21 protein-coding genes and 1 pseudogene are annotated in these 22,855 nt (G+C 42.6%); 13 read left to right on the top strand and 9 right to left on the bottom strand.

Annotated features, from left to right (window positions below; all coding sequences use genetic code 11):
• The first annotated feature begins 86 nt into the window (after positions 1 to 86).
• The 3 genes from NSTC731_RS28285 to NSTC731_RS28275 all read left to right on the top strand — a co-directional run bounded on the left by NSTC731_RS28285 (position 87) and on the right by NSTC731_RS28275 (position 2,751).
• Positions 87 to 1,142, top strand: coding sequence for a DUF3326 domain-containing protein (locus tag NSTC731_RS28285; protein WP_445627858.1), 1,056 nt, complete (start codon positions 87 to 89; stop codon positions 1,140 to 1,142).
• 166 nt (positions 1,143 to 1,308) lie between these two features.
• Complete coding sequence (locus NSTC731_RS28280) at positions 1,309 to 1,905, top strand: CPBP family intramembrane glutamic endopeptidase (protein WP_445627857.1); 597 nt, start codon at positions 1,309 to 1,311, stop codon at positions 1,903 to 1,905.
• A gap of 225 nt (positions 1,906 to 2,130) precedes the next feature.
• Positions 2,131 to 2,751, top strand: a complete 621-nt coding sequence (locus NSTC731_RS28275) for a CP12 domain-containing protein (RefSeq protein WP_445627856.1) — start codon at positions 2,131 to 2,133, stop codon at positions 2,749 to 2,751.
• A gap of 269 nt (positions 2,752 to 3,020) precedes the next feature.
• Here NSTC731_RS28275 and NSTC731_RS28270 read toward each other — a convergent pair whose 3' ends face one another.
• The 6 genes from NSTC731_RS28270 to NSTC731_RS28245 form a co-directional block, all read right to left on the bottom strand.
• Positions 3,021 to 4,136 carry an LptF/LptG family permease gene (locus tag NSTC731_RS28270; RefSeq protein ID WP_445627855.1) on the bottom strand — a complete coding sequence of 372 codons (1,116 nt, stop codon included), beginning with the start codon at positions 4,134 to 4,136 and terminating at the stop codon, positions 3,021 to 3,023.
• A 464-nt stretch (positions 4,137 to 4,600) separates the two neighbouring features.
• Positions 4,601 to 5,329 (bottom strand): LPS export ABC transporter ATP-binding protein, encoded by a 729-nt coding sequence (gene lptB, locus NSTC731_RS28265; protein ID WP_445627854.1) that lies wholly within the window; start codon positions 5,327 to 5,329, stop codon positions 4,601 to 4,603.
• Positions 5,330 to 5,359: 30 nt separating this feature from the next.
• Positions 5,360 to 5,857: an LptA/OstA family protein gene (locus tag NSTC731_RS28260; RefSeq protein WP_445627853.1), complete on the bottom strand. Its 498-nt coding sequence runs from the start codon at positions 5,855 to 5,857 to the stop codon at positions 5,360 to 5,362.
• Between the two features lie 300 nt (positions 5,858 to 6,157).
• Positions 6,158 to 6,550, bottom strand: coding sequence for a DUF309 domain-containing protein (locus NSTC731_RS28255; RefSeq protein ID WP_445627852.1), 393 nt, complete (start codon positions 6,548 to 6,550; stop codon positions 6,158 to 6,160).
• Positions 6,547 to 6,912, bottom strand: a complete 366-nt coding sequence (locus tag NSTC731_RS28250) for a ferredoxin thioredoxin reductase catalytic beta subunit (protein ID WP_099100573.1) — start codon at positions 6,910 to 6,912, stop codon at positions 6,547 to 6,549. The genes NSTC731_RS28255 and NSTC731_RS28250 overlap by 4 nt, the downstream gene beginning before the upstream one ends.
• A 206-nt stretch (positions 6,913 to 7,118) precedes the next feature.
• Positions 7,119 to 8,300 carry a DUF58 domain-containing protein gene (locus NSTC731_RS28245; RefSeq protein WP_445627851.1) on the bottom strand — a complete coding sequence of 394 codons (1,182 nt, stop codon included), beginning with the start codon at positions 8,298 to 8,300 and terminating at the stop codon, positions 7,119 to 7,121.
• A gap of 210 nt (positions 8,301 to 8,510) precedes the next feature.
• On the opposite strand from NSTC731_RS28245, the gene bchM reads away from it, so the two are divergent.
• Complete coding sequence (gene bchM / locus NSTC731_RS28240; RefSeq protein WP_322710586.1) at positions 8,511 to 9,197, top strand: magnesium protoporphyrin IX methyltransferase; 687 nt, start codon at positions 8,511 to 8,513, stop codon at positions 9,195 to 9,197.
• A gap of 400 nt (positions 9,198 to 9,597) precedes the next feature.
• Here bchM and NSTC731_RS28235 read toward each other — a convergent pair whose 3' ends face one another.
• Positions 9,598 to 11,019 (bottom strand): WGR domain-containing protein, encoded by a 1,422-nt coding sequence (locus NSTC731_RS28235; protein WP_445632183.1) that lies wholly within the window; start codon positions 11,017 to 11,019, stop codon positions 9,598 to 9,600.
• Between the two features lie 404 nt (positions 11,020 to 11,423).
• Here NSTC731_RS28235 and NSTC731_RS28230 point away from each other — a divergent pair, with 404 nt between their 5' ends.
• The 8 genes and pseudogenes from NSTC731_RS28230 (at position 11,424) to NSTC731_RS28195 (ending at position 19,351) form a co-directional block, all read left to right on the top strand.
• Entirely contained in the window at positions 11,424 to 11,846 is a 423-nt protein-coding gene (locus NSTC731_RS28230) for a hypothetical protein (RefSeq protein WP_445627850.1), read from the top strand.
• A 584-nt stretch (positions 11,847 to 12,430) separates the two neighbouring features.
• On the top strand, positions 12,431 to 13,789 hold the full coding sequence (locus NSTC731_RS28225; RefSeq protein ID WP_445627849.1) for an APC family permease: 1,359 nt from the start codon (positions 12,431 to 12,433) through the stop codon (positions 13,787 to 13,789).
• A gap of 269 nt (positions 13,790 to 14,058) precedes the next feature.
• Positions 14,059 to 14,721 carry a class I SAM-dependent methyltransferase gene (locus tag NSTC731_RS28220; protein WP_445627848.1) on the top strand — a complete coding sequence of 221 codons (663 nt, stop codon included), beginning with the start codon at positions 14,059 to 14,061 and terminating at the stop codon, positions 14,719 to 14,721.
• Between the two features lie 493 nt (positions 14,722 to 15,214).
• Positions 15,215 to 15,484 (top strand): annotated as a pseudogene (locus tag NSTC731_RS28215) (SDR family oxidoreductase); the annotation flags it as partial.
• A gap of 458 nt (positions 15,485 to 15,942) precedes the next feature.
• Positions 15,943 to 17,346, top strand: coding sequence for a glycoside hydrolase 100 family protein (locus tag NSTC731_RS28210; RefSeq protein ID WP_445627847.1), 1,404 nt, complete (start codon positions 15,943 to 15,945; stop codon positions 17,344 to 17,346).
• A gap of 474 nt (positions 17,347 to 17,820) precedes the next feature.
• A complete protein-coding gene (locus tag NSTC731_RS28205; protein WP_445627846.1) occupies positions 17,821 to 18,123 on the top strand; it encodes a hypothetical protein in 303 nt (100 codons plus the stop codon).
• 103 nt (positions 18,124 to 18,226) lie between these two features.
• On the top strand, positions 18,227 to 18,694 hold the full coding sequence (locus NSTC731_RS28200; protein WP_445627845.1) for a hypothetical protein: 468 nt from the start codon (positions 18,227 to 18,229) through the stop codon (positions 18,692 to 18,694).
• 12 nt (positions 18,695 to 18,706) lie between these two features.
• Positions 18,707 to 19,351: a DUF938 domain-containing protein gene (locus NSTC731_RS28195; protein ID WP_445627844.1), complete on the top strand. Its 645-nt coding sequence runs from the start codon at positions 18,707 to 18,709 to the stop codon at positions 19,349 to 19,351.
• A 175-nt stretch (positions 19,352 to 19,526) separates the two neighbouring features.
• Here the strand turns inward: NSTC731_RS28195 and NSTC731_RS28190 are convergent, their stop codons facing one another.
• A complete protein-coding gene (locus NSTC731_RS28190; RefSeq protein WP_445627843.1) occupies positions 19,527 to 21,782 on the bottom strand; it encodes a glycoside hydrolase family 10 protein in 2,256 nt (751 codons plus the stop codon).
• Between the two features lie 265 nt (positions 21,783 to 22,047).
• On the opposite strand from NSTC731_RS28190, the gene NSTC731_RS28185 reads away from it, so the two are divergent.
• Entirely contained in the window at positions 22,048 to 22,455 is a 408-nt protein-coding gene (locus NSTC731_RS28185; RefSeq protein ID WP_445627842.1) for a DUF3592 domain-containing protein, read from the top strand.
• Between the two features lie 15 nt (positions 22,456 to 22,470).
• Here the strand turns inward: NSTC731_RS28185 and NSTC731_RS28180 are convergent, their stop codons facing one another.
• Positions 22,471 to 22,743 (bottom strand): Precorrin-3B methylase, encoded by a 273-nt coding sequence (locus NSTC731_RS28180; RefSeq protein WP_099102095.1) that lies wholly within the window; start codon positions 22,741 to 22,743, stop codon positions 22,471 to 22,473.
• Between the last annotated feature and the right edge of the window lie 112 nt (positions 22,744 to 22,855).

Here is a 22,855-nt window from a genome sequence, read left to right as displayed (position 1 = left end):
GATTAATCGCGTCTGTACAAGAGTTAGGATTTGATGGCTTTTGATTCATAAACTCATCACTCATCACTCATAACTCAGCACTCAATATGTACACCGCTATCTTAATTGTACCAACAGGCGTAGGGGCTGCTATTGGGGGTTATGCAGGAGATGCTTTACCTGTTGCCAAAGTTATAGCACAGGTTTGCGATCGCCTAATTACTCACCCCAATGTCCTGAATGGCGCAAGTTTGTATTGGAATCTCCCCAATGCTTTTTATGTTGAAGGTTATGGACTTGACAAATTCGCCTCTGGATGCTGGGGGTTGCGTCCAGTCCGCACTAATAAAATAGGTTTGCTTTTAGACCAAGGCATTGAGCCAGAGTTACGGCTACGACATATACAAGCCGCCGATGCAGTGAGAGCAACTCTGGGATTAACCTTAACAAATTATGTAATTACCGATGCGCCATTAAATGTAGAATTACGGACTACAGCATCGGGGGCTAGTTGGGGAACAATTGGCAACCCAGATAGCTTGTTACGAGCAGCGGAGATATTAATTAAAAAAGCGGGAGCAGAAGCGATCGCAGTTGTAGCCCGTTTCCCCGATGATATGGACTTAGAAGCAGTAGAGAAATATCGTCAAGGTGAAGGGGTAGATTCTTTAGCGGGTGCAGAAGCCGTAATTAGCCATTTGCTAGTGCGAACCTTTCAAATTCCTTGTGCCCATTCTCCCGCCCTTTTGAGCGAACCTCCACAAGCTGATTTATCTCCGCGTTCCGCCGCCGAAGAATTAGGCTATACCTTTTTGCCCTGCGTACTTGTCGGATTAAGTCGTGCCCCACAATTTATAATAGAGAAAGGAGCGATCGCATCAGAGAAAGGAGATATTTGGGCAGATGAAGTGGATGCTGCGATCGCACCTGCAACTGCCTGTGGTAGCAGTGCTTTACTGAGTTTAAGCCAAAAACGATGCCAAATAATTACAGTAGAAGAAAATAAAACTCTGATAAAAGTTCCTGCCCAACCGTTGGGGATCAAATCTATACAGGTAAACTCATATTTAGAAGCAGTAGGTGTATTGGTAGCACATAAAGCAGGCATCAATCCCTCCGCTCTCCGTCCCAAATTATTACCTTTGCAATCAATTAGTCATTAGTCATTAGTCATTAGTCATTGGGAAAGGGGTAAGGGGTAAGGGGAAAAGGGTAAAGATTAAATTTATTCCTTTTCCCTTTTCCCTTTAACCTTTAACCTTTTCCCCTGCCCCCTGCCCCCCTGCTCCCCTGCCCCCCTGCCCCCCTGCCCCCATTCCCCTAAAACCCGTGATTGAACAACAAAAGCAAGAGCCAGAAATTCCATACCTGACGCGCATCCAAGTACTTGGGGCGATGGGAGCGACTGCAATCATTTTGTTGATAGTCGCTAAACTTTCGTTATACTTTGGCAACTTTTCACTATTTTCTTGGGACTTGAATCCAAGAGAAGCGCTGTTAGGTGTAGGGTTGGGGTTTGTGCTGACTGCGTTAAGTGGCTTAACTTACCGTCTATGGACTGCCTATCGTAAGAGTGCAGATTATTATCTAGAAGTAGTACTGAAGCCTTTAGCTTTACCAGATTTAATTTGGCTGGGGTTGCTACCAGGATTGAGTGAAGAATTGTTATTTAGAGGCGTGATTCTACCAGCTTTAGGCTCCGATCTGACAGCTGTAATTGTATCCAGTCTTTGCTTTGGCATCTTGCATTTTAGCGGTTCCCAACAATGGCCTTATGTAATTTGGGCAACAATTGTCGGGATGATATTGGCATATAGCGCCCTGCTTACGGGCAACTTGTTAGTGCCGATTGTTGCTCATATTATTACCAATTTGATTTCTAGCTATTTCTGGAAAATGCGGCGATTTTCGGCAATTAAAAAATAAATATTTGTTAATCGACAAAATATTATCACAATTTATGCTTGGTTTTTGAGCATTGGTTACATTGGATAACATCATAAGTTGACAACTGGTCTAATTTATTGTTGTAGCTCGGCAAAAGTTCCACTTTTTTTACTTTCTAGTTAGAGCAAACTGTGCGCTGCAACGCTTCGATACGTCCATGAGGGCGCAGTGCTGCACCGGACTATTAACCAGGAGACTACAACAATGATGAAAGCTGAAGATATCATGACCAAAGACGTAGTTACCATTCGCGGTTCGGCAACTGTTGCTGAAGCGGTGGGGCTGATGAAGGACAAAAGATTGCGGGCGCTGGTTGTGGATCGTCGCTATGACAATGATGCTTATGGCATTGTCACAGAAACAGATATTGTTTATAAGATAACAGCCTACGGGAAAGATCCAAAGCAAGTGCGGGTTTATGAAATTATGAGCAAGCCCTGCATCGTGGTCAATCCTGATTTGGGTGTGGAATATGTAGCGCGGTTATTTGCTAATACTGGTATTCATCGCGCACCTGTGATTCAAGGCAAGCTGTTGGGCATCATCTCGATTACCGACATTTTGACTAAAAGCGACTTTGTGGAAGCGCCAAAAGCGCTACTGCTGGAGGAGAGAATTCAAAAAGCAATTGAGCAAGCTCGTGCTATTTGCACTGAACAAAGTGCTTATTCTAAAGCCTGTGCAGCTGCCTGGGATGAGGTAGAAGAACTTCAGGCAGAAGCAGCTCATCAGAAAGCTGAGGGTATGATATCAGCTAAAGTTTCTTTTGAAGAATACTGCAAGGAAAACCCCAATGCACCAGAATGTCGAAATTATCACCCGTAATTGAAGTGTGGGGATGAAGAGGAATGGGCATTGGGAGTTAGGAGTTAGGAGTTTGGAGTTTGGAGTTTGGAATTATTTTCCTTGTCTCTTTGTCCCCGTGCCCCACTTCGACTCATTTCGGCTACGCGGTAGTTGAGCGCAGTCGAAACTCAATGACCAACGCAGTGACCTCCTGCTCCCTGCCCCACTTCGACTCATTTCGGCTACGCGGTAGTTGAGCGCAGTCGAAACTCAATGACCAACGCTCAGTGACCTCCTGCTATTTGAATTTACCTTCTCGCAACTCGGATCAATAAAAATAAACCTATTCCCAAAAAAAGAAAGTTGGGCAACCAAGCCCCCATAAAGGGAGAAAGGACATCTGCTTGTGCCATCGCCCCACTAACAAAGAATATTAAGTAGTACGAAAAAATAACTACCACACTAATCCCAAAACTGGTACCTCTCCCCGTTCGCTGGGGTATGCTTCCCATCGCTGCACCTACCAAGCCAAAAACCACACATACAAAGGGCAAAGAGATTTTTTGTTGAATCCGCACTTCAAGTTTACGAATTTTTTGGCGATCGCCACCAAGATTTTCCACTTCTAGTTGATTTAGTGCTTCAGCAATATTCATTTCACCATAATCTCGGCTTTTTTCTGCCAGACTTAATGGCGTGCGCGGTAGTTGCAGTTGTTGGTGTTCAAATTTGACGATGTTACGATAAGAGCGATCGGCTGCGACAAAATAGATTGTACCGTTGTAAAAATCCCAGACATTTTGAGAAGGATTCCACTTAGCAGATTCCGATACCACAATTTGATTCAGATTTTTTGTTGAGCGATCTATAATTGTTAACCCTGTCATCCGCTTACCATCAAATTGGTCGGCGTAAAACAAGCGTGTCAATATCCGATTCTTAGAGCCATCTGGCTGGACAACATCCTGGTATTCAGGATAGAAAATATTTTGCTGTTTAAAAGTGGGCTTGTCTGATTTGAGCGCTTTATCCAGAGTCATCGCCGCTTGATAATTTGCTGCTGGTGCAATTTCTTCGTTAAACACAAATGTCATTCCTGTGACTACAAGACTTAACATCACAGCAGTTAGCACCATGCGATAGACACTGACACCACAACCACGCAAAGCAATTAGTTCGCTCTCGCTAGAAAGACGACTGTAGGTCATCAAAGTAGCCAGCAGCGTAGACATCGGGAAGGCTAAAACGATAAAGTTGGGAAATTTTAACAAAAAAACTTGAATAGCAATGTCTATAGGTAGCCCAGATTCGACAATTTTTCTGACGAGATCGAATACAGCATCAATGGTGACGCCAATTGATGAAAAAGCTCCGACACCAAAGAAAAACGGCGCTAACAATTCGCTGGCAAGGTAGCGATCCATGATCGTAAAAGGCAGCAGCGAATAAAGACTATTAAAAGACGTGAGCTTCTTTGATATCATAAGCAACTTGAAAATTTAGATATTAGCAACCCTGGCAAAGCAAAGTATACAGCAGCAGACAGGAGGCAGGAGGCAGAAGAAAAATAGCCTTTATATAGGAATCCGGTTTGATTTCTGAAAAAAATCCGTACACTTATAATCCTCTTCTTCACTATTGCCTATTGCCTATTGCCTGTTCCCTGCCTCTACGAGTAATTTCAAAAATCAAATACTAGTCCTATATCTGGTCTTGAAGTTTAGGCTCTCTACCTCACTTAATTGCAAACTACTGTATCTAATTTATTCAGTATCAAAGTTTAATTCTCAATAGCACAGAAAGCAGAACTAAAATGAATTCATAAATTCATGCTGAAGAATCAAAAATCAAAATATCTTTTAAAATTATTAACTAAATAATTGTTAATTTAGACTTGAAAATTATCCCCCAAATAATATTGCCGCACGAGAGGATTGCTGTAGAGTTCGTCAGCAGCGCCAAAAGCGAGAATTTGTCCCTCACGCATGATGTAGGCGCGATCGGTGATCGCGAGGGTTTCGCGGACATTATGATCTGTAATTAAGATTCCCATACCGCGATCGCGCAGTTGTGCGACGATTTGCTGAATTTCTGAGACTGCGATCGGATCGACTCCGGCAAATGGTTCATCCAAAAGTAAAAATTTTGGCCCTTCTTGTCCAGCAGCTAAAGACCTTGCTAATTCCGTCCGCCGTCGCTCACCACCAGAAAGTTGAATTCCTTTACTCCTAGCTAATTTTTCCAACCGAAACTCCCGCAGTAAAGTTCTGAGTCGCCTTGCCCACTCCCATCGTGGCACATGAGTTTGTTCTAGCACTAACAGAATATTATCCTCTACCGAGAGTTGGCGAAAAACACTTGCTTCTTGTGCTAGATAACCAATACCCAGTTTTGCCCTTTGATGCATTGGCATTCCCGTCACGTCTACATTACCCAGCCAAACTTTTCCTTGATTGGGTTTTTCTAAACCTGTCGCAATGTAAAAAGTCGTCGTTTTACCAGCCCCATTGGGGCCTAGTAAACCAACGATTTCCCCCTGAGCAACAGAAAGATTGACACGATTGACAATTACTCGCTTGCCGTAAGATTTGTGAATATTCTCTAAAACAATTTTCACGCTGGAAGCACCCTTTCTTGGTGATAAATGCTAATTAGAAGGCTTCAAAGGTGGCGTTTTTGGGGCAGGTGTCGCAGTTTGTCCATTATTATCTGATTCCTGCACCATGTAGATCGACTCTACCTGACGGTTGGATTGGGGTAAAGCAACAAATCGCCCTTCATCAATTAAATAGGTTACTTTTTCTGCTCGGATACTGTTACCGCCCTGTTGCAAAATATAGACATTGCCACTGAAATCAATTCGGCGTTCTTTACTAAAATACTGTGCTTGGGCAGCTGTTGCCTGAAGTTGGCGAGCCGGATACAACATTTGCACATTCCCGCGAGCGGTGATTACTTGATTTTTCGCGTCATATTCTTGTACATCAGCGCGGATAGTCAGGGGGCGATTTGCCTGAGATGTTTGTGCAGTAGCAGTTTGCACTTGGGTAGGGAAGGCAAAAGCGCCCAAAAATATAGCTGGTAGCATTAAAGCTAATCCAAAGCGACGTATCTGGGATAAGGGCAATTGATAGCAGGGCATCATAGCAATTGGGGATTTAGGATTTCATTGCATTCTAATTATCTCAAGTACTTTATCCAGATTATGAAATATACAATCTGGAGTGATTTCTGATAACTACTGGCTGAAATAGTGACGCTACCTCCAACCTCAAGGTTTCAGGTAATTGACATCTGAATGAAAATGACGTAGGCACAATAATCTTCTTTTAACAAAGACGCTACGCGTAGCTTGCTTCCACGTAGTAGTACGGGAAACCCTCGGCTAGATAAATTTTGCCTACCAAGGATTTCGGGTAACGCATAATTAATTTCACTCCTATGTCTAATCAGCCGTTAGCACAATTTTAGGCAAAGATAAGACTTGATTTTCGCCCAGATTACCAGCAGCAATCAAGTCTTGCCCTATTTGTTGTAATGTCGTCAATAACACTGCGCTCTGACTCAATAGCTCATCTACGTCAACGCCGCTGTAACTAGATGGGTAACGGCGTAGGCGATTGCTGCCTTCTCCCAATAGAATTACAGCACCTCGCCAGTTCCGATTTTCCAAATGATACAGTGCCACAGCAATTTGGAGAATTCCTTGATAAAAGCTTTTTTCCGGTTCGCTAGCTTCAATCCACAAAGCCTCTAAAGTGTCATGACAAGCGTAGAACTGTCCAGAATTGAACTGTTCTACGCCTTGCCAAAACTCTTGGGGGATGATTTCGCTCATCCCATGCTGTCTCGTACTTCTTTGATTGTTTCCAGAGAGATTTCTTGTTTATCTCCAGCAAACTCGTTGTCAGGGGTGAGGAATAACATACAATGGCACTCTTTGCGTTCTCTCATTGGCACACAAGGACAGTTCCAATATGTGGCGTGAATTTCAGCTTCTTTATCTTCGTAATGGCGACAAGGACATAAAGGCGCACCCAGGTCGTCTTTATGTTTGGCTAATCCTTCAATCACAACTGCGGTGACAGAAGGTTCAGAACAGAAGTATGTTCCAGTACGCTTGGCGTATTGTTCGGAAAAATGCCGCATTGCCTCTAGGCTTTTATCGCTGGATTTTGTGTTATGTTCTGATGCGATCATGTCGTTCATAATTTAAATATTTCTTTGCATTGTACCTCAGCCTTACTAAGGGATTACTGGGTGTATTTCCCCAACCTTTTCCCCTCAAATTGTTTTACATTTGCTCAAAGGCTGATATATCTGCTGTCCTGGGATCGGAGAAAATCTCAGAAATCGCAGAAGTTGAACTTGTCAGCAGTCTTTGAAATTATAAAATTTGAATTGATTTATGAATGTAATGTTTTTTGTAGCTGGGGTTGCAGTGGGCGTAGGCGTAGCCCGTCGGAGACATCGCTTTGCAAAACTATACCAGGGTGTTCCCAATTAATTACCTCTTGTTCTGCTGGTGAGGAAATATTTGGCCATAAAACCCAGCGACTACCTTGAGGAAGAGTAGCAAGGCTCAGGGGGTTTTGAGTCAGCCAAATCAAAGGATAGCTTTTAGGAACAACTGAACTGGCATCTTCTAAGGCTCTGGTTGCTGCTAAGGTTTCTAGAACAAAGCGATCGCCTTTGATTAAATTTGTTGATGCTGTCCACAGTTGCACTTGTAATTCTTGTTGCTGTGCATAAAAGTACAGAGATGCTGCGGCAATTACTGCTTGTTCAAAGTTTTCTTCTTCCCAATTGCTAGCACTATCGAGGGCAATCACTATTTCTTGTCCACCTGTCACCATTTCTAACTCCCGCACCCTTAATTCCCCATAACGGGCACTAGTTCGCCAGTGAATCAAGCGAGTGGGATCTCCTAGACGGTAGGGACGGAGCGATCGCACTAGCCCCGTTGTCGCTGTTTGCAAGGGTTTACCACGAGGATCGCCCCTTTTGCTCTCTTCTTGTCCCATTTCATCTACTAGGGGGCAGGTAGCCAAGGGTAACACTGTGGGATAAACGATCGCTGTGGCACCACAATCACGCTGACGGCGACACCAAAACAATCCCAAAGGCGCACCAGAAGCAAGTTCAACTGTGTGCCAGCGATAAACACCCCGACGCACAGTCGGGTGGTAATATACCCAACGGTAACTACCTTGGCGAGGAATTGTTTCGATTGCCTTTTGTACTGGTTTCCCTAAGACGAAGGGCAGTATATCTTCAACTTGCAATAAACTTACAGGCTGCTGTGTTTGATTGCAGATTTCTAATTCCACCGTCAGCTCGTCGCCTGCTGATACTGGTTGGATGGGACGGCGGGTGATGGATAGACCTGTGAGCGATCGCGGCGGTAAGATGGCTGCTACACCCAAAAGAGCAAAACTAATGCCGCTAATGGCGTAAAGCCAACCAGCCATCGTATTGATACCTGCGCCAAAAAAACAAATAGCCGTTGCAGCTAGTACCCAACCGCCGTATGCAGGGGCACAAGCGCGGGTTTCTAACCAATTGGTGATCGGTTTAATAATTTTCATGTTTCTTTTTTAGCCCAACACCACCCCAAATTCACAGGGTCTTAGAATATGCCAAAAAAACCATAATAGTAATATTTATTAAGCGTCAAGCAATTTGAAGCTTGCTGGATTCAGGGGGCAACTATCATCTGGAAAAATCTGGAAGACCGCTCTTATGGGTTCCTATCAATGATAATTTTAAGCATTGGGAACCCCTAAAAATCGAAGTTTATGAATGCAGCCGACGACAAAACGATTGTTCGCGAGTATTTCAATTCCACAGGGTTTGACCGTTGGAAGCGAATCTACGGCGATGGCGAAGTCAACAACGTCCAATTAGACATCCGCAATGGACACCAGCAAACTGTGGATACAGTTCTCGGTTGGCTGAAGGCTGATAACAATTTACCAGAGCTATCAATCTGTGATGCTGGGTGTGGTGTCGGTAGTCTCAGCATTCCCCTGGCTGTAGATGGTGCTAAAGTCTATGCCACCGATATTTCGGAAAAAATGGTAGAAGAAGGCAGAGATAGAGCAAAGCAAACTTTGGGAAATAACGAAAATCCGACTTTTGCCGTGCAGGATTTAGAATCGTTGAGTGGTAGCTACCATACCGTTATTTGCTTAGATGTTCTCATCCATTACCCTCAAGAAAAAGCCGATGAGATGATATCTCACCTCTGTTCTTTGGCACAGTCGCGGATAATTCTCAGTTTTGCGCCGAAGACCTGCGCCCTGAGTATACTCAAGAAAATTGGCAGTTTCTTTCCTGGGCCAAGTAAAGCCACTCGTGCTTATTTACATCGTGAGGCTGATGTGGTGAAAATCTTAGAAAGCAATGGCTTTTCTTTGCAACGACGGGCAATGACGAAAACTCGCTTCTATTTTTCTCGCTTACTGGAAGCTACACGCAATTAAGGTTAAAATCGCAGCAAAGGTTTATTATACCTTTGCTGCGATTTGACAATCTCAAAGATAATTTTGTAATTGAGCATGGGGCGTTGTGCTATTTTTCATTCTTAGTTTCAATTTGCTCAAGGGCGATCGCAGTCTTTACGGTTTAATCTGGGACTGAATGCTTTAGTGTCGGCGCTTTTTGAGATTGCGATCGTCTCAAATATCGAGGGTTTTAGCGCTGAAGCTCAGGCTTTATCTAGTAGTCTGCCAACCCAAAAATCTGAGGTGGAGATTGGATAAAGGTTAAAGGGAATTCATGGTAAGGGATTTAAACCCTTTCCCCCTTCCCCCTTCCCCTTATCCCCTTCTTGGGGCCCCACCTTCCCCTTAAAAGAGCCAAGTTGCCTTGGCGTACCACTAGTTAAACTAATTTTTGAATATCACCATAAGCACGGTAGAATCCGCCACTGGCTGATTCACGTATTTCTTGAACAAGGTAACGCGCACCTTCAATACGAATATCTTTGGGAAACTGCACTTTCCAGTTGTGGTTGTAACCCTCAGAAACAACACGAACTCTCAATTTACTTCCTTCTCGAAAGCATTCAACAATAACCCCAGAGCTTGTATTTGTAGTAGTTTCTAGAACAGATGAGGGTGCTGCTCCTTCACCTAATGGTGCTTTAATTACTACAGCTTCGGGAACTGTGCCTGTTTGAGCAGAGCCAATCGCAGTTTCACTAGCATCAATGCAAGCCAAATAACCATCTGTTGTAACAATATAAATATGGTTGTTGAAAAACTGCATAGATAAAGCCGAGCCACACCCTGTAGAAAGCTTCCAAAGACGATTTCCTAGCCCATCAAAGCAGTAAATGGAAGAACTACTATCTCCGGCAAACACATACTTGCCGTTAAGTGCGGTAGCACAAGAGTAAACTGACGCATCACATTTGAAAACGGGGCCAACTTCCCCATTTTTATTAAAGCAGTAAACTTTATGGTCGCTTGTTCCGGCATAGACTGTTGATGCCTCTTGCCAACCAAACAGTACGCTGCCTTGAGTTTTTTGATGCCATAACATCCGACCTTCAAGGCGATCGTACATAGTCACGCCTTTGCTATGACCGTGATAAATCCCTGATTGGTCACAACGTACCATCCAGCCGGAATCACCTTGACTTAGACGAGTCCACTGTGATTCATCATCATGATCGATTGTCGTTACGCCACCATTAGCATCAGAGACGGCTAACAATCCATCTTTGATATCTAACCAAAAAATATCTACATTTTCATCAATTTTATAGCTTAGACGCGGTAGCTTGCCGGTCAGGTCGTAAACATTGCCGTCATCGCAACCAGCATAAATCCAAATATCATCGGCAACTAAACATTTAACGCCATCAGGAAGCTTAAACCGATTGATCGCTTGACCTTGATGATTCAAAGCAAAAACTTGACCTGCTTGATTTCCAACCCAGCAACGTTTGGCATCAATGAAAATTCCAAAAGCAGCTGAAGATGAAGCAAACTTCCAAATAATCGGAGCTTGTTTTGCGGTGGAAATAGTGCTGCTGACTTGGCGGCGTGTCACAGGACGCTTTTGGCGAACACCCATAACAGCTACCTCGTAACCTTTTTTGAGCTTTTCTTTAATTTTTTTACTAGCCTCTGCTTTCGCTTTCTCAAAAGTTGGATAAGCTTTTGTTTGAGTTTGCCCACAGTCGCCAATACGACCGTAACGTATAGTTAATTGGTTATCTTGAACTATCACTTCATAAAACTTGTGAGAGCTTCCACTAGCTTCGGAAAGCTCTAAATATGTCTTTTCTTCTGGGATAACTTCTCTCATCAAATCAATACCAATGTTTAAATATACAGACAAGTTTGGGATATGCAAATTAGCTACAGAATTAGACTTTGCCCCAATCTATTGTGGGAAGTATCTTGAGCTTTTAGCAGTGATCTAGATCGCGAGTTAATAATTTTTTTAAGTTATTTATAATACCAAAACTTTAGTATAATTACAGACACTACTTAGTTAACAAGGTTTTTGAAAGTCGGATTGGTACGCTACACAAGCTAAGTCTATTGTCATGACGAAAGAGTATCTGTTTCAATTGGCTCTATAGATAGAGAAATATCCTGAGCAAAGCTGGTATATTTACAAATTTTAGTAGTAACATTTTTTGAATAGAATTAAGGGATTAACCTGGTATTTTTCTAAGCCTTGGCAGTATAAATATGGAATTTTTTAACAGGATTCCTTTAATGCCTTTAATATTCCTCTTATTGGCTTACATTCTTCTGGGATGGTATCTTGCTGCTAATCATATTATTTGGTTAGTAGGAGCTTTTGTTGTTGCTATGGTTATAGCTGTAGCCAGAAAAAGTTTTTCTTGGTTAGAGCGTTTAGTCGAGTTTGGCTCGAAAACTTTAGTTGTTATCTTGTTTTTAAGTATATCAATTGCTTTAGTAGCAACTTGGTCGATATTATTAAGGCTCTTTATGATACCCTTAGCCACTACGCTTTTAGCTGATTTAGAAATGCGCTTTTCTGGCTACAATAAACTAGATTCATTTTGGATTATAACTGTCCTAGCTGTATTGGGTTTGGTAGTAGGTGAAATAATAGACATTTTACTTTTTCCCAGTAGCAGATACTAAAGAATTAGGGATAAGAAGCCGATATATTATTAATTAATTAACAACGCACATATGTGCATCCATACTTAAGCGAAACTATGGAGCGATCGCTGTCTTGAGTACAGCAGGGCGTAAATAAAGTATCAATTTTCAATCAATGAAACTTGTGCGGTATAAAAATTACGTATAGCAGTACCAGCTTTTTAATCAAACAAAGCACGATTACCCCTTATTAGTCAATCATTCTTTAGATGGGTATAAATCTCACTAGTGGAAGACGTTTTACCAATTCAGATTTTTTACCCTATTTGCAAAATGATGTTGTCTAGCAAGAGAATTTAGAGCGATGCCTACGGCGGCAAGCTACGCAGGGAGGTTAATCTGAATATTACCAGATGAATATAACTTGCAATATGCTGTATCACTGGTGACTGTCACTTTCTCGTCACATTTATTGTTAACCATAGAAGTACAGCTAAAACAGTGATTTAAGGTCTTATTGAATCGTGAGTTCCCAAATCTGGAGTACATAGATGATTCCTCTGTTGAACAAAGACTGTAAAACAAAGCCAAAAGTCCCAACTCAACACTAATAAGGAAATAATGTGAGTAGACGTAAAAACTACAATTTGCTCGATCAAACAACATCAACTGAACTAGCAACACCCAAACCATCCCTGACATTATTAGACGCAGTGGCTCTAATTGTCGGTATTGTCATCGGAGCGGGGATTTTTGAAACTCCGGCTCTAGTAGCCAGTCAAGCAGGTAGCGATATTGCTGTACTGCTTTTTTGGCTAATGGGTGGTGTAGTGTCTCTAGTAGGAGCGCTATGCTATGCAGAATTGGCCACTGTCTATCCTGACGTTGGTGGTGCCTACTATTATTTGAAACGTGCATTCGGGCAAAGAGTCGCCTTTTTATTTGCGTGGGCGCGGATGACAGTGATTCAAACTGGTTCCATTGCTCTTTTGGCATTTGTTTTTGGTGATTATATTTCTCAGATATGGCGGCTAGGCACGTTTTCGTCTTCTATATATGCAGCCATAGCGATCGCATTTTTAACTGCTTTGAACATTGTCGGTTTGCAACAGGGTAAGTGGACACAAAACTTGCTGAGTGCTGCGAAAGTTCTAGGTTTGTTGCTGGTAGTCATTATTGGGCTTACCGCCATTCCTAATTCTGCCACTCCTGTAGAATCTGCATCATCAGGAACCTGGGGACTAGCGATGGTGTTTGTGTTGCTATCTTATGGTGGTTGGAATGAGGCGGCTTACATCTGTGCAGAAATTCAAGATGGACGACGTAATATCGTGCGATCGCTAATGTGGAGTATTGGGATAATCACTGCCATTTATCTGCTAATCAATCTGGCTTATCTACGGGGACTGGGATTACCAAATATGGCACAGTCAGAAGCAGTAGCCGCAGATTTAATGCGCTCTCTTTGGGGCGCACCGGGAGCTTTGTTTATCAGTGTGCTGATTGCGATCGCGACTTTGGGAGCAACCAACGCCACAATCTTTACTGGAGCGCGTACCAATTACGCACTGGGACAGGATTTTTCGCTATTTAGTTTTATGGGACGCTGGCAACAACGTCCAAGCAGTCCTACCTATGCCTTATTCTTGCAAGCAGCGATCGCCTTAGCACTGGTTTTTTTAGGCACGCTCACCCGCAAAGGCTTTGAAACAATGGTGGATTACACTGCCCCGATTTTTTGGTTTTTCTTTTTGCTTTCCGGCGTATCACTGCTGGTATTGCGCATCCGCGAACCCCACATAGTTCGCCCTTTTCGTGTGCCATTTTATCCTTTCACTCCATTACTGTTTTGCGCCGTCTGCGCTTACTTGCTGTACTCCAGCTTGGTTTATACAGGTGTAGGAGCGATCGCAGGTGTTTTAGTCGTGGCAGCAGGTATTCCTCTGTTGTTCTGGAATAACTACCGTCAACGTAGGACGTGAGACGAGTGAGCAGGGGAAGCAGGGGAGCAGGGGAGCAGGAGATGTGGTTCGACTGCGCTCACCAACCGGGAGATGAGGGAGATAGAGGGACAAGGAGGGTAAACAAAACTCCTAACTCTTGTACAGACGCGATTAATCGCGTCTCTACTTTTAACTCCTAACTCCGCACGGGCTAAACGCCCCGTTGACGCTAACAGCACTCCTAACGCCCTGTTTGGCCAATGCCTCCATACCCAATATTCAATAACTATTAACAAAGGAGAAAATTCATGGACTTCAAAAAAATTCTGTTTTTACTGGTTACAAGCGTTAGTATTACCAGTTTAGGAATTGCTGGGTGTACGCCGCAACAACAAGATTTGGAAGCCGGAACACAACAACCTTCTACTTTAACAGGTCAGACCGAAACCGAAACACCAGCGGCGACAACTCCCACAACTCAAGTCCAAGAACGTCCTGGAGATGTTCCTTATGTACCTACACCACAGCCAGTGGTAGATGCAATGTTACAAGTGGCAAAAGTGGGTAAAAATGATGTGCTTTACGATCTTGGTAGTGGTGATGGAAGAATTGTCAATACTGCGGCACAAAAGTTTGGTACGCGCGGCATCGGTATAGATATTGACCCCGATCGCATCAAAGAAGCTAATGCGAATGCCCAAAAGGCAGGAGTAACCGATCGCGTTAAGTTTGTCCAACAAGATTTGTTCAACACAGATTTGAGTCAAGCAACAGTAGTTACACTTTATTTACTGCCAGAGATCAACGCCAAACTCCGTCCCAAGCTGTTGAAAGAACTTAAACCTGGGACTCGCATTGTTTCCCACGCCTTCGATATGGGCGATTGGAAACCAGACCAGACTCTTAATGTAGAGGGCAAAACTGTTTACTATTGGGTAGTCCCTGAACAAGTGCCAGCAAATTTGCGATAGAGATTAATAGCAATTCGTAATTAAAAGGTGTCAGATTCAAGTTAATACCAATTTGAAAAAAGAATACGACAAATAGACCATTTGTAGAGACGCGATTCATGAGCCAGCGCGTTGCGGGGGTTCCCACGGCAGTCGCTCATGGGGGGAACCCCCAAGACCGCGCTGCCTCCCAGTTGTAGCGACTGGCGTCGCGTCTTTACCCAAGTACGTATTGCAATCATTAATTAAATTGGTATAATTTTCCATCTCTTGAATCTGTAGCCTCATTTTTGAGAATTGTTTTCAGAAATTCAAAATTATCAAATACCCATTTTTTAACTTTAAATTACCTCCAATAGGGGTTGACATTAACAGCTTTAAATAACCAAAGAATAATCTAAAATCCAAAATTGTTTGACTGAGTGCAAATTTGAGTAAAGGCAGCTTAGGCAAGAAATATGATAGGCTTAAAAGGAAAGAATGTTTTAATTACAGGTAGAACATCAGCTATAGTCCATCCCACAAAGTTATCACAGCAGACTTTGACCGAGTAATTGCAGTCAATCTCCGGGGTGCTTATCTCTGCGTCCGTGAAACTATTAAATACCTCCTGTCTGTTAATCATCGGGGAGCGATCGTTTATATTTCTAGCGTTCACGAAATTATTGGGCGACCGATGTATATCAGTTATTCCATTAGCAAAGGCAGCATGGAAAACCTCACCAAAACTTTAGCTTTGGAATATGCAAGCCAAGGTATTCGTGTCAACGCCCTTCGGGCAGGGAAAAGGTTAAAGGGGAAAGGGAAAAGGGAACCCCATAACTAAAGTTAGGGGCTTGAAGTAAGGACGTAGCATTTCTCGTACTACGTATCTCGAAATACATCTTTACATATGCTCCATGTTTAAAAACAACGTGAGTTCGACGAGTGCTATTTTGACCTCTCCCCCACCCCCTCTCCTACGAGGAGAGGGGAGCAAAAACTTTTCTTTTCTCGTTACTCCTCCCTCACCTTTTAGGTGAGGGAGGCTGTCCGGGAGAGGTCTGTCTAACTCCTAAGAAAACGCAGTTTTCTTTCGCCCTTCCCGTAGGCGCGCCTTCGTTGGAGACTCACGTTAAAAACAGGGGCTTGTATCCTTTCCCCTGCCCCTTTCCCCTTTCCCCCTTCTTGGTCAGCTTGAGGTTAAGCTGGCGTACTTTCCACAATTAAGCCGATACATACCATTAGTGGAATTCAACGCCTATGACTAGCGCGATCGATAAGAACAGTCAGATGGAAGCAGAGGCCTGGGAATTATTGGAAAATTCTGTAATTTATTACCAAGGAAAACCCATTGGTACTGTAGCCGCTCACGATCCGGAGTCAGATGCACTCAATTATGACCAGTGCTTCCTCCGCGATTTTGTCCCTTCTGCCTTAGTGTTTCTCATGCATGGCAAAGCAGAGATTGTGCGTAACTTCTTAGTAGAAACACTGAAATTACAAAGTCATGAAAAGCAGATGGACTGCTTTGAACCGGGAGCGGGATTAATGCCTGCCAGTTTCAAGGTTCATTCTAAAGGGAATGAGGAATTTTTGGTCGCTGATTTTGTAGAGCAAGCGATCGCTCGTGTTCCCCCGATTGATTCTTGTATGTGGTGGATTCTCCTGCTACTAGCTTATGAAAAAGCTACAGGTGATTTAACTCTAGCGCGTCAGCCAGATTTTCAAGCCGGAATCAAACTAATTTTGGATCTTTGCTTAGTACATCGGTTTTCCATGTACCCAACAATGTTAGTTCCCGATGGCGCGTTTATGATTGACCGTCGCATGGGAGTTTACGAACATCCTTTAGAAATTCAGGTGTTATTCTACGCATCTTTGAGAGCTGCTAATGAATTGCTTTTACCAGATGGGGATGGCGATAGCTACCTTAGCAAAGTCAATAGGCGATTGGGATCTTTGAAATATCATATCCGCAACTATTATTGGCTAGACCTAAAGCGATTGGGGGAAATTTATCGTTACAAAGATAACGAATTTGGAAAAGAAATTGTTAATAAATTCAACATCAATTCAGAATCAATTCCTACTTGGTTGACCGAGTGGTTGCCAGAAACTGGAGGATATTTAGCGGGAAATTTGGGGCCGGGACGGATAGATTTTCGCTTTTTTGCTTTGGGAAATCTGATGGCAATTTTAACTTCCTTAGCTAGCGTTAAAGAATCTCAAAGCATTATGAATTTATTCGCCCAACGTTGGCAAGACTTAATCGGCTATATGCCTGTTAAAATTTGCTTTCCCGCAATGGAAGGTTTAGAGTGGAGAATTGTTACAGGATGTGACTCTAAAAACAGAGCTTGGTCTTATCACAACGGCGGTAACTGGCCAGTTTTACTGTGGTTATTTACCGCTGCGGCATTGAAAGCCGGTCGAACAGAACTTGCTCAAGCAGCGATCGCTATTGCCGAAAAACGTTTATTTAGAGATAAATTCCCCGAATACTACGATGGCAACAATGGTCGTTTAATTGGCAAAGAAGCCCGAATTTATCAAACTTGGAGCATTGCCGGATTGCTAGCTGCTAAAAAGCTTGTGGAAAATCCAGAGTACTTGGAATTAATCAGTTTTGCAGAGGGTCTTGAAGGCCCAGGCTGTAGCCTGTAGGTAGATTGTAGAGACGGCGATTCATCGCGTCTCTTGCCTGAACCGAACAGTATTGGGTAGTCAATACCTAGCAAAGTTTGACTCCAAAAATGATTTAGTGGTGTAATTATACAGGGTGTTTCTACTAACTAGTACAACTTGGTGTAAATCCAGCTACCATCTTAATTCGGCAGACAATAGGCAGACAAGTTATTTTGAGCAACTGGTTAAAGGTAGACAAACTTTCGACTGTACTAGCTATACTGACGTAAGTTATCAAATAGTATTTTTGTACCATAAAAATATTAAAAGGTGACAGCGATCGCACAGTCTACTCCATCAGGGAGTACGCCAAGGAATGACCCTGCCTCTGAATACCCTTCTCAAATACCCGATAACTGATACACTAAGTTATAAGAGGTATCTGAAGTGTCATACTTAGTAATATCAACAGATAGTCTTTGCAGAATTAGCACGTTTTAACGTGTATTAACCATGAAAACTACTTCAGATTTAATTCTAGAATTTGAAAAACTATTCAGACAAAAATTACAACTAAATAATTGTAAACTTAGAAAGAAAAGACAAGAGAATAATTATGAAATTATTACTCCAGCTAAAGACATTTTTTTGATGTATTGGTCTGAGTTCCCGGAAGTTAACTTAATATATCAGGCTGTAGGGGTACGCACTCAGCAGACTAGTGTTTATGAACGAGCTATCCGTTCCCACATTAGTTTTAGTTTGAGTAGTATTCAAGAGAATCTTCACTCTGAATCACCATTATTGGTGCAATAGCCGAAACTCAGATAACACAGACAATATTTACTAAGCTCTCGCCAGTTTTGTTATAGAACTGACGAGAGTTGATCCCCGAAAATGCGTCGATCGAGAGATAAAAATGCAATCCGAAAAAAATCAAGATCGGCTAGATTATAAAACCTTGTTAGTTAATGCAAAGCAAGCCTTAAAAGTTGAATACCAAAAATCAGCTGCTTTAGCATCCCAACTGAAAGCCATCAAAACTCAGTTAGAAGAAGTTCTGGCTGAAAACAAAACTCTGAGAGAAAGTGCCTATGAAGATGTAGTTAAGCACTTTGAGGCACGTACTCAAGCAGCAGAAGCACTGGCACTAAAAACAGAAGTACGCCAAAAATTCCTGGAAGCCAATGGTTGTAAGGATGATGAGAGCTTCGATGCTCTATGGGATATTATTAAAAATAAGATTCAGATTCAAGACAATGAAGTGAGAATCGTTGCTCAAAATGGCACTCCTAAGTTCACCTTAACAGGCAGCATGATGACTTTGAGAGATTTTATGCAATCCCTCAAACAAGATCCAATCTCTAGAAAATTTTTTTTGAGCTAGAGAGCCAAATTCATGAAACCTTCTGAAGACGCACGAAAATACGCACCAGCAACCGAGCGTAACCGCGAACCAATTCTAGAAGTACTTTTACAAGTGTTGCCAAAGAGCGGCACTATTTTAGAAATAGCAAGTGGTACTGGTGAACACGCAGTCTTTTTTGCATCCAGGCTCAAAGATTATCTGTGGCTCCCAACCGATATAAATCCACAATCAAGAGCCAGCATTATTTCATGGACTGAACACAATGTATGTGATAACGTTTATGCACCGCTTGAACTAGATGTAAGAGAACCAGTTTGGGGTGTGGAAAATAGTGGATTTGATTGGCTAAATCTAAAGCCAATTGTCGCCATCGTCAACATCAATATGATTCACATTTCACCTTGGTCAGCCTGTCTGGGGTTAATGGCAGGGGCAGGTCGTATCTTAAAAGCAGGAGGTATTCTCTATTTATATGGGCCCTTCAAACAAGGCGGAGAACATACAGCTGCAAGTAATGCAGCTTTTGACAAATATTTACGCACTGAAAACCCAGAGTGGGGTGTGCGTAACTTGGATGATGTTGTAGCAGTAGCCAGCGCACAAAATCTGATATTGCAACAGATTTACCAAATGCCAGCTAATAATCTTTCGGTAGTATTTCAACGTTCTACTTAGTGATTGGCTTTTACTGTGCTAAAAGCCAATACGCTTAGGTTAACAGGTTATTGGTGTAAATAATTGGTCTTTCAAGACGCGATAAATCGCGTCTCTACATCTGGGTTTCGGTAATGTTTGTGTAAATCCTGGGTTAATTGAACGCTATCTGAGTAAGCAAGTCTTTACTTTCTTCTCACCGCCGACTACGAAAACCCTGTTTACCATTAACTTGGTCAAAGAGTACATCGTATTTATCAAACAAGGCAATTCCAGGATTTACAAATATAGCCAGTTCTGATTGTGGTGAGATACTCAAATTCCAGCGATTAAATCCGTCACGGGTTCCTGGTGTCAAACTGTAATCAAAAATGCCATTAATTCCTACTTTTACAGCATTTGCTGACCCTAATACTCCGGGTTTGAGTTTACCTGCTGTCGAAGCTGACTTGAATTCAGTTAAACCATTAATAGTTCCAGTATCAGCGATCGCTCTGCTATTACACAAATTTTTCGCAGAACTCCCAGCAACAGTTAAACAAACTTTATTCAGTCGAGAGTCCCATCTTTTACCGGGTACACCATTAATTTCGGGTTGTTGACTCCAAGAAGCCATTTTGAAACCTGCTTGATTTTCGGCAGTTAAACCGAGAATTAGACTGCCATTATTATTACTACCACCATTGCCAACGATAATAAATCCGTTACTCAGATTGCCTGGTAATTTTCTCAACGGGTTATAGGGAAGTGATTTTTCAAAATAGTTAACACCGATAATTCCCGAAAATGGTACACCACTGTTTGCTGAACACTTAGGTTTGTCGGCGCTACATTGGCGACTACTAACAATCTGTACGGGAACAGGTTCGGCGGTGGGAATCAAACCAAACCGGACATTCGCATAAACTAATTCTCCTTCCAGGATAGTACCATCACTTAATACTTCCTTGATATTTTGACCTGTTCTTTGGATGGGAGAATTACCTAAAAACTCTTTGGGAACTCTTAGCCCTGCTGACCCTGTATCTAATAAAATACGTTTTGGTTGACCATTTGCGATCGCAACTTCCAAAAAATAGCCGCGAACACGTTGCCCAAGGGAAGGTTTTGGATATAAAGGTAAGCTTATGGTGTTAAAAGTTGGCTGGCGGGGTGTATTTTGCGAGATATCGCGCAACGCTGAATTTGGGAAAAGAGCCGCAAATGCCGACTGGCGTTGCTCTGCTGGTTCAGGAGCAATATCCCAAAGGCTTTCGTAGTAGAAAAAGCCGATACCTAAACCGCGTTGTTGCACTGCTTCTACCTGGGATTGGATTTGTGGGATAGCAACTGGGCGATTTCGTAAACCCGCCATAATACCGATACCAGTTGGAATAATTTGTTGGGTTTCTAAAATTTCGGGACGGGTAATTTGAGCGATAAAACTTTCCACATCATTACGGTACACCTGCATCACTAACTCATCGACAATACCAAACCGTACCCAGTTGAGCCAGTCTTGCAGTTGCATTTTATATGCAAAATTATAGTAATTAGGAGCAACTGAAAAAATAGCATTCGGTTTTTTGGCTTTCACGGTTTGGTAGAGGTCTACCATAAAGGCAGTAATTTTATCTGCCCGCCATTTTATCCATGCTTGGGCTTGAGGATTGGGTGGTGGAGGATTGCCAGTTTCTTGAGTATATAGACTTATCGTGTACTTATCGTAACCAAAATCCACAGGTAAACTCGTATGGTCGTCAAATTGAACGCCATCAGCATCGTATTTAGCCATAACTTCCACGACAAGTTCCCTGATAAAATTTTGCACTTCCGGGTGAAAGGGATTCAACCAGGCTACTTCACCCGCAGCACTAATTGAAGTTTGAGTCCCATCCCCTTTTTGTGTTAGCCAATCTGGATGCTGCGATGCAAGTTCCGAAGTTAGAGGAACCATAAAACCAAATTCAAACCAGGGTATTGCTAGTAACCCTTGTCTGCGCGCTTGAGTAATAATGTCTGCAATTACATCTTGTCCATCTATTCCCTTGAAGAAAAAGGGTATCCCCTCTTTCTGCATGATCGCACTGGGGTATTGTGTATAACCATCATTCCAAACTACGGGATAAACAGTATTAAAGTTTAACTGCCGCAGTTGGCTCATGGCTGCTTGCACCTGCGAACGATTTCTAAAAACGCTAAAATCGTTACCACTTAGCCACACTCCCCGAATTTCTTGACGAGGTTGAGGAGGTAGTTGGGCAACAGCAGGGGGAAAACTGTTTAGTAGCAATACTAGAAAGAATGATATCAGACATAATAATGGCAGCAGACGCTTTTTCAAAATCCACGGCGATGTCTGTTGACTCGCTTTGCTTAGACCTAGTAATATTCGTCTGTGTACAGGCTTAAATAGTAAGTTAGTTAGAGTTGCATTAATTTCTCTACTTTTTTCCCAAAACTGAGTTGTCATTACTTTTGCTTACTAAATGAGGTTAATTGGTTATATTTAATACCATATAAACGTTAAATTACTACATCAGAAAACTGATGCAGTAATTTAGCTACAAGATATTTGACGCAGTTATAAGGTTAGTGGTGCCAAATAGAAATGTTTCAAATGTAAGCTGTAATCGAGATGCTGTGATGAAATTTATTGTTGTGCCATCGTCAAACCCATGAATTTCCAACCTCACCAGAACACTTTTGATGACAAACTAAGCGCAAGTATTGGGCTGGTGATTGGATTGCTGTTTATTGGAGGCGGTTTTTGGGTACGTAACATCATTGCGCACGAAGGTGCAACGCTAAACGAAACACGCGGTACGGTGGTAGACAGCATCAGTCGTCGCGATCGCAGCAGTACGAACAATAATGATAATGAGCAAAAAGAAACCTATGCGCCAGTTATCGAGTTTTTAGCCAACGGTAAACGCACTCGCTTTACAGGCAGTTATGAGTCCTACCGCTCCAGCAACGGCCAGATAGTGGTGATACGTTACAATCCTAAAGAACCGATAAGTACTGCGCGCGTGGTGAATCCGCTGGAAGGTTTAGTACCTTGGGGAATGTTTGGTATGGGTGGGTTAGCTGTGGTTTTTAGCGTCGGCGCATTGTTGCCTGTACGCTGGTCTTCAGGTGGGTAATATAAATAATATAAATTAGATATGTTTTGATTTTCGTGCTGACTTTGGTGGTGTTCGGTGTGCGCCAAAATATTTCTCACTCCGGTAACGCAACCACACCCGCAACACTTGCGGAATCTGGTCTTTTTGTTCCTTAGTCAGAGTATTATAAAGGGCTAAGGCGCGATCGCGTTCGCCCCGACAAGCAGCATTGTTGTGAGCATCCCAATAGCTGCGGGCTACTCGAATCCGCCGACAGACTTCTTTAATCAGCGCGTCTCCCGTAAGCGGAGTATCTTGCTTGGTCATACTCAAATGCAATAAATTTCTAATCCTATCCTAGCGAGTCAGATTTATCTTGACATTTCAAATTCCAAGCTAGCTGATGTCAGCTTTTCATAACGCATCCGGTAGATTAAGT

This window comes from Nostoc sp. DSM 114167 (assembly GCF_052692655.1).
The sequence above is the reverse complement of the archived record's forward strand: the minus strand, read 5'-3'. Positions and strand labels throughout refer to the sequence as shown.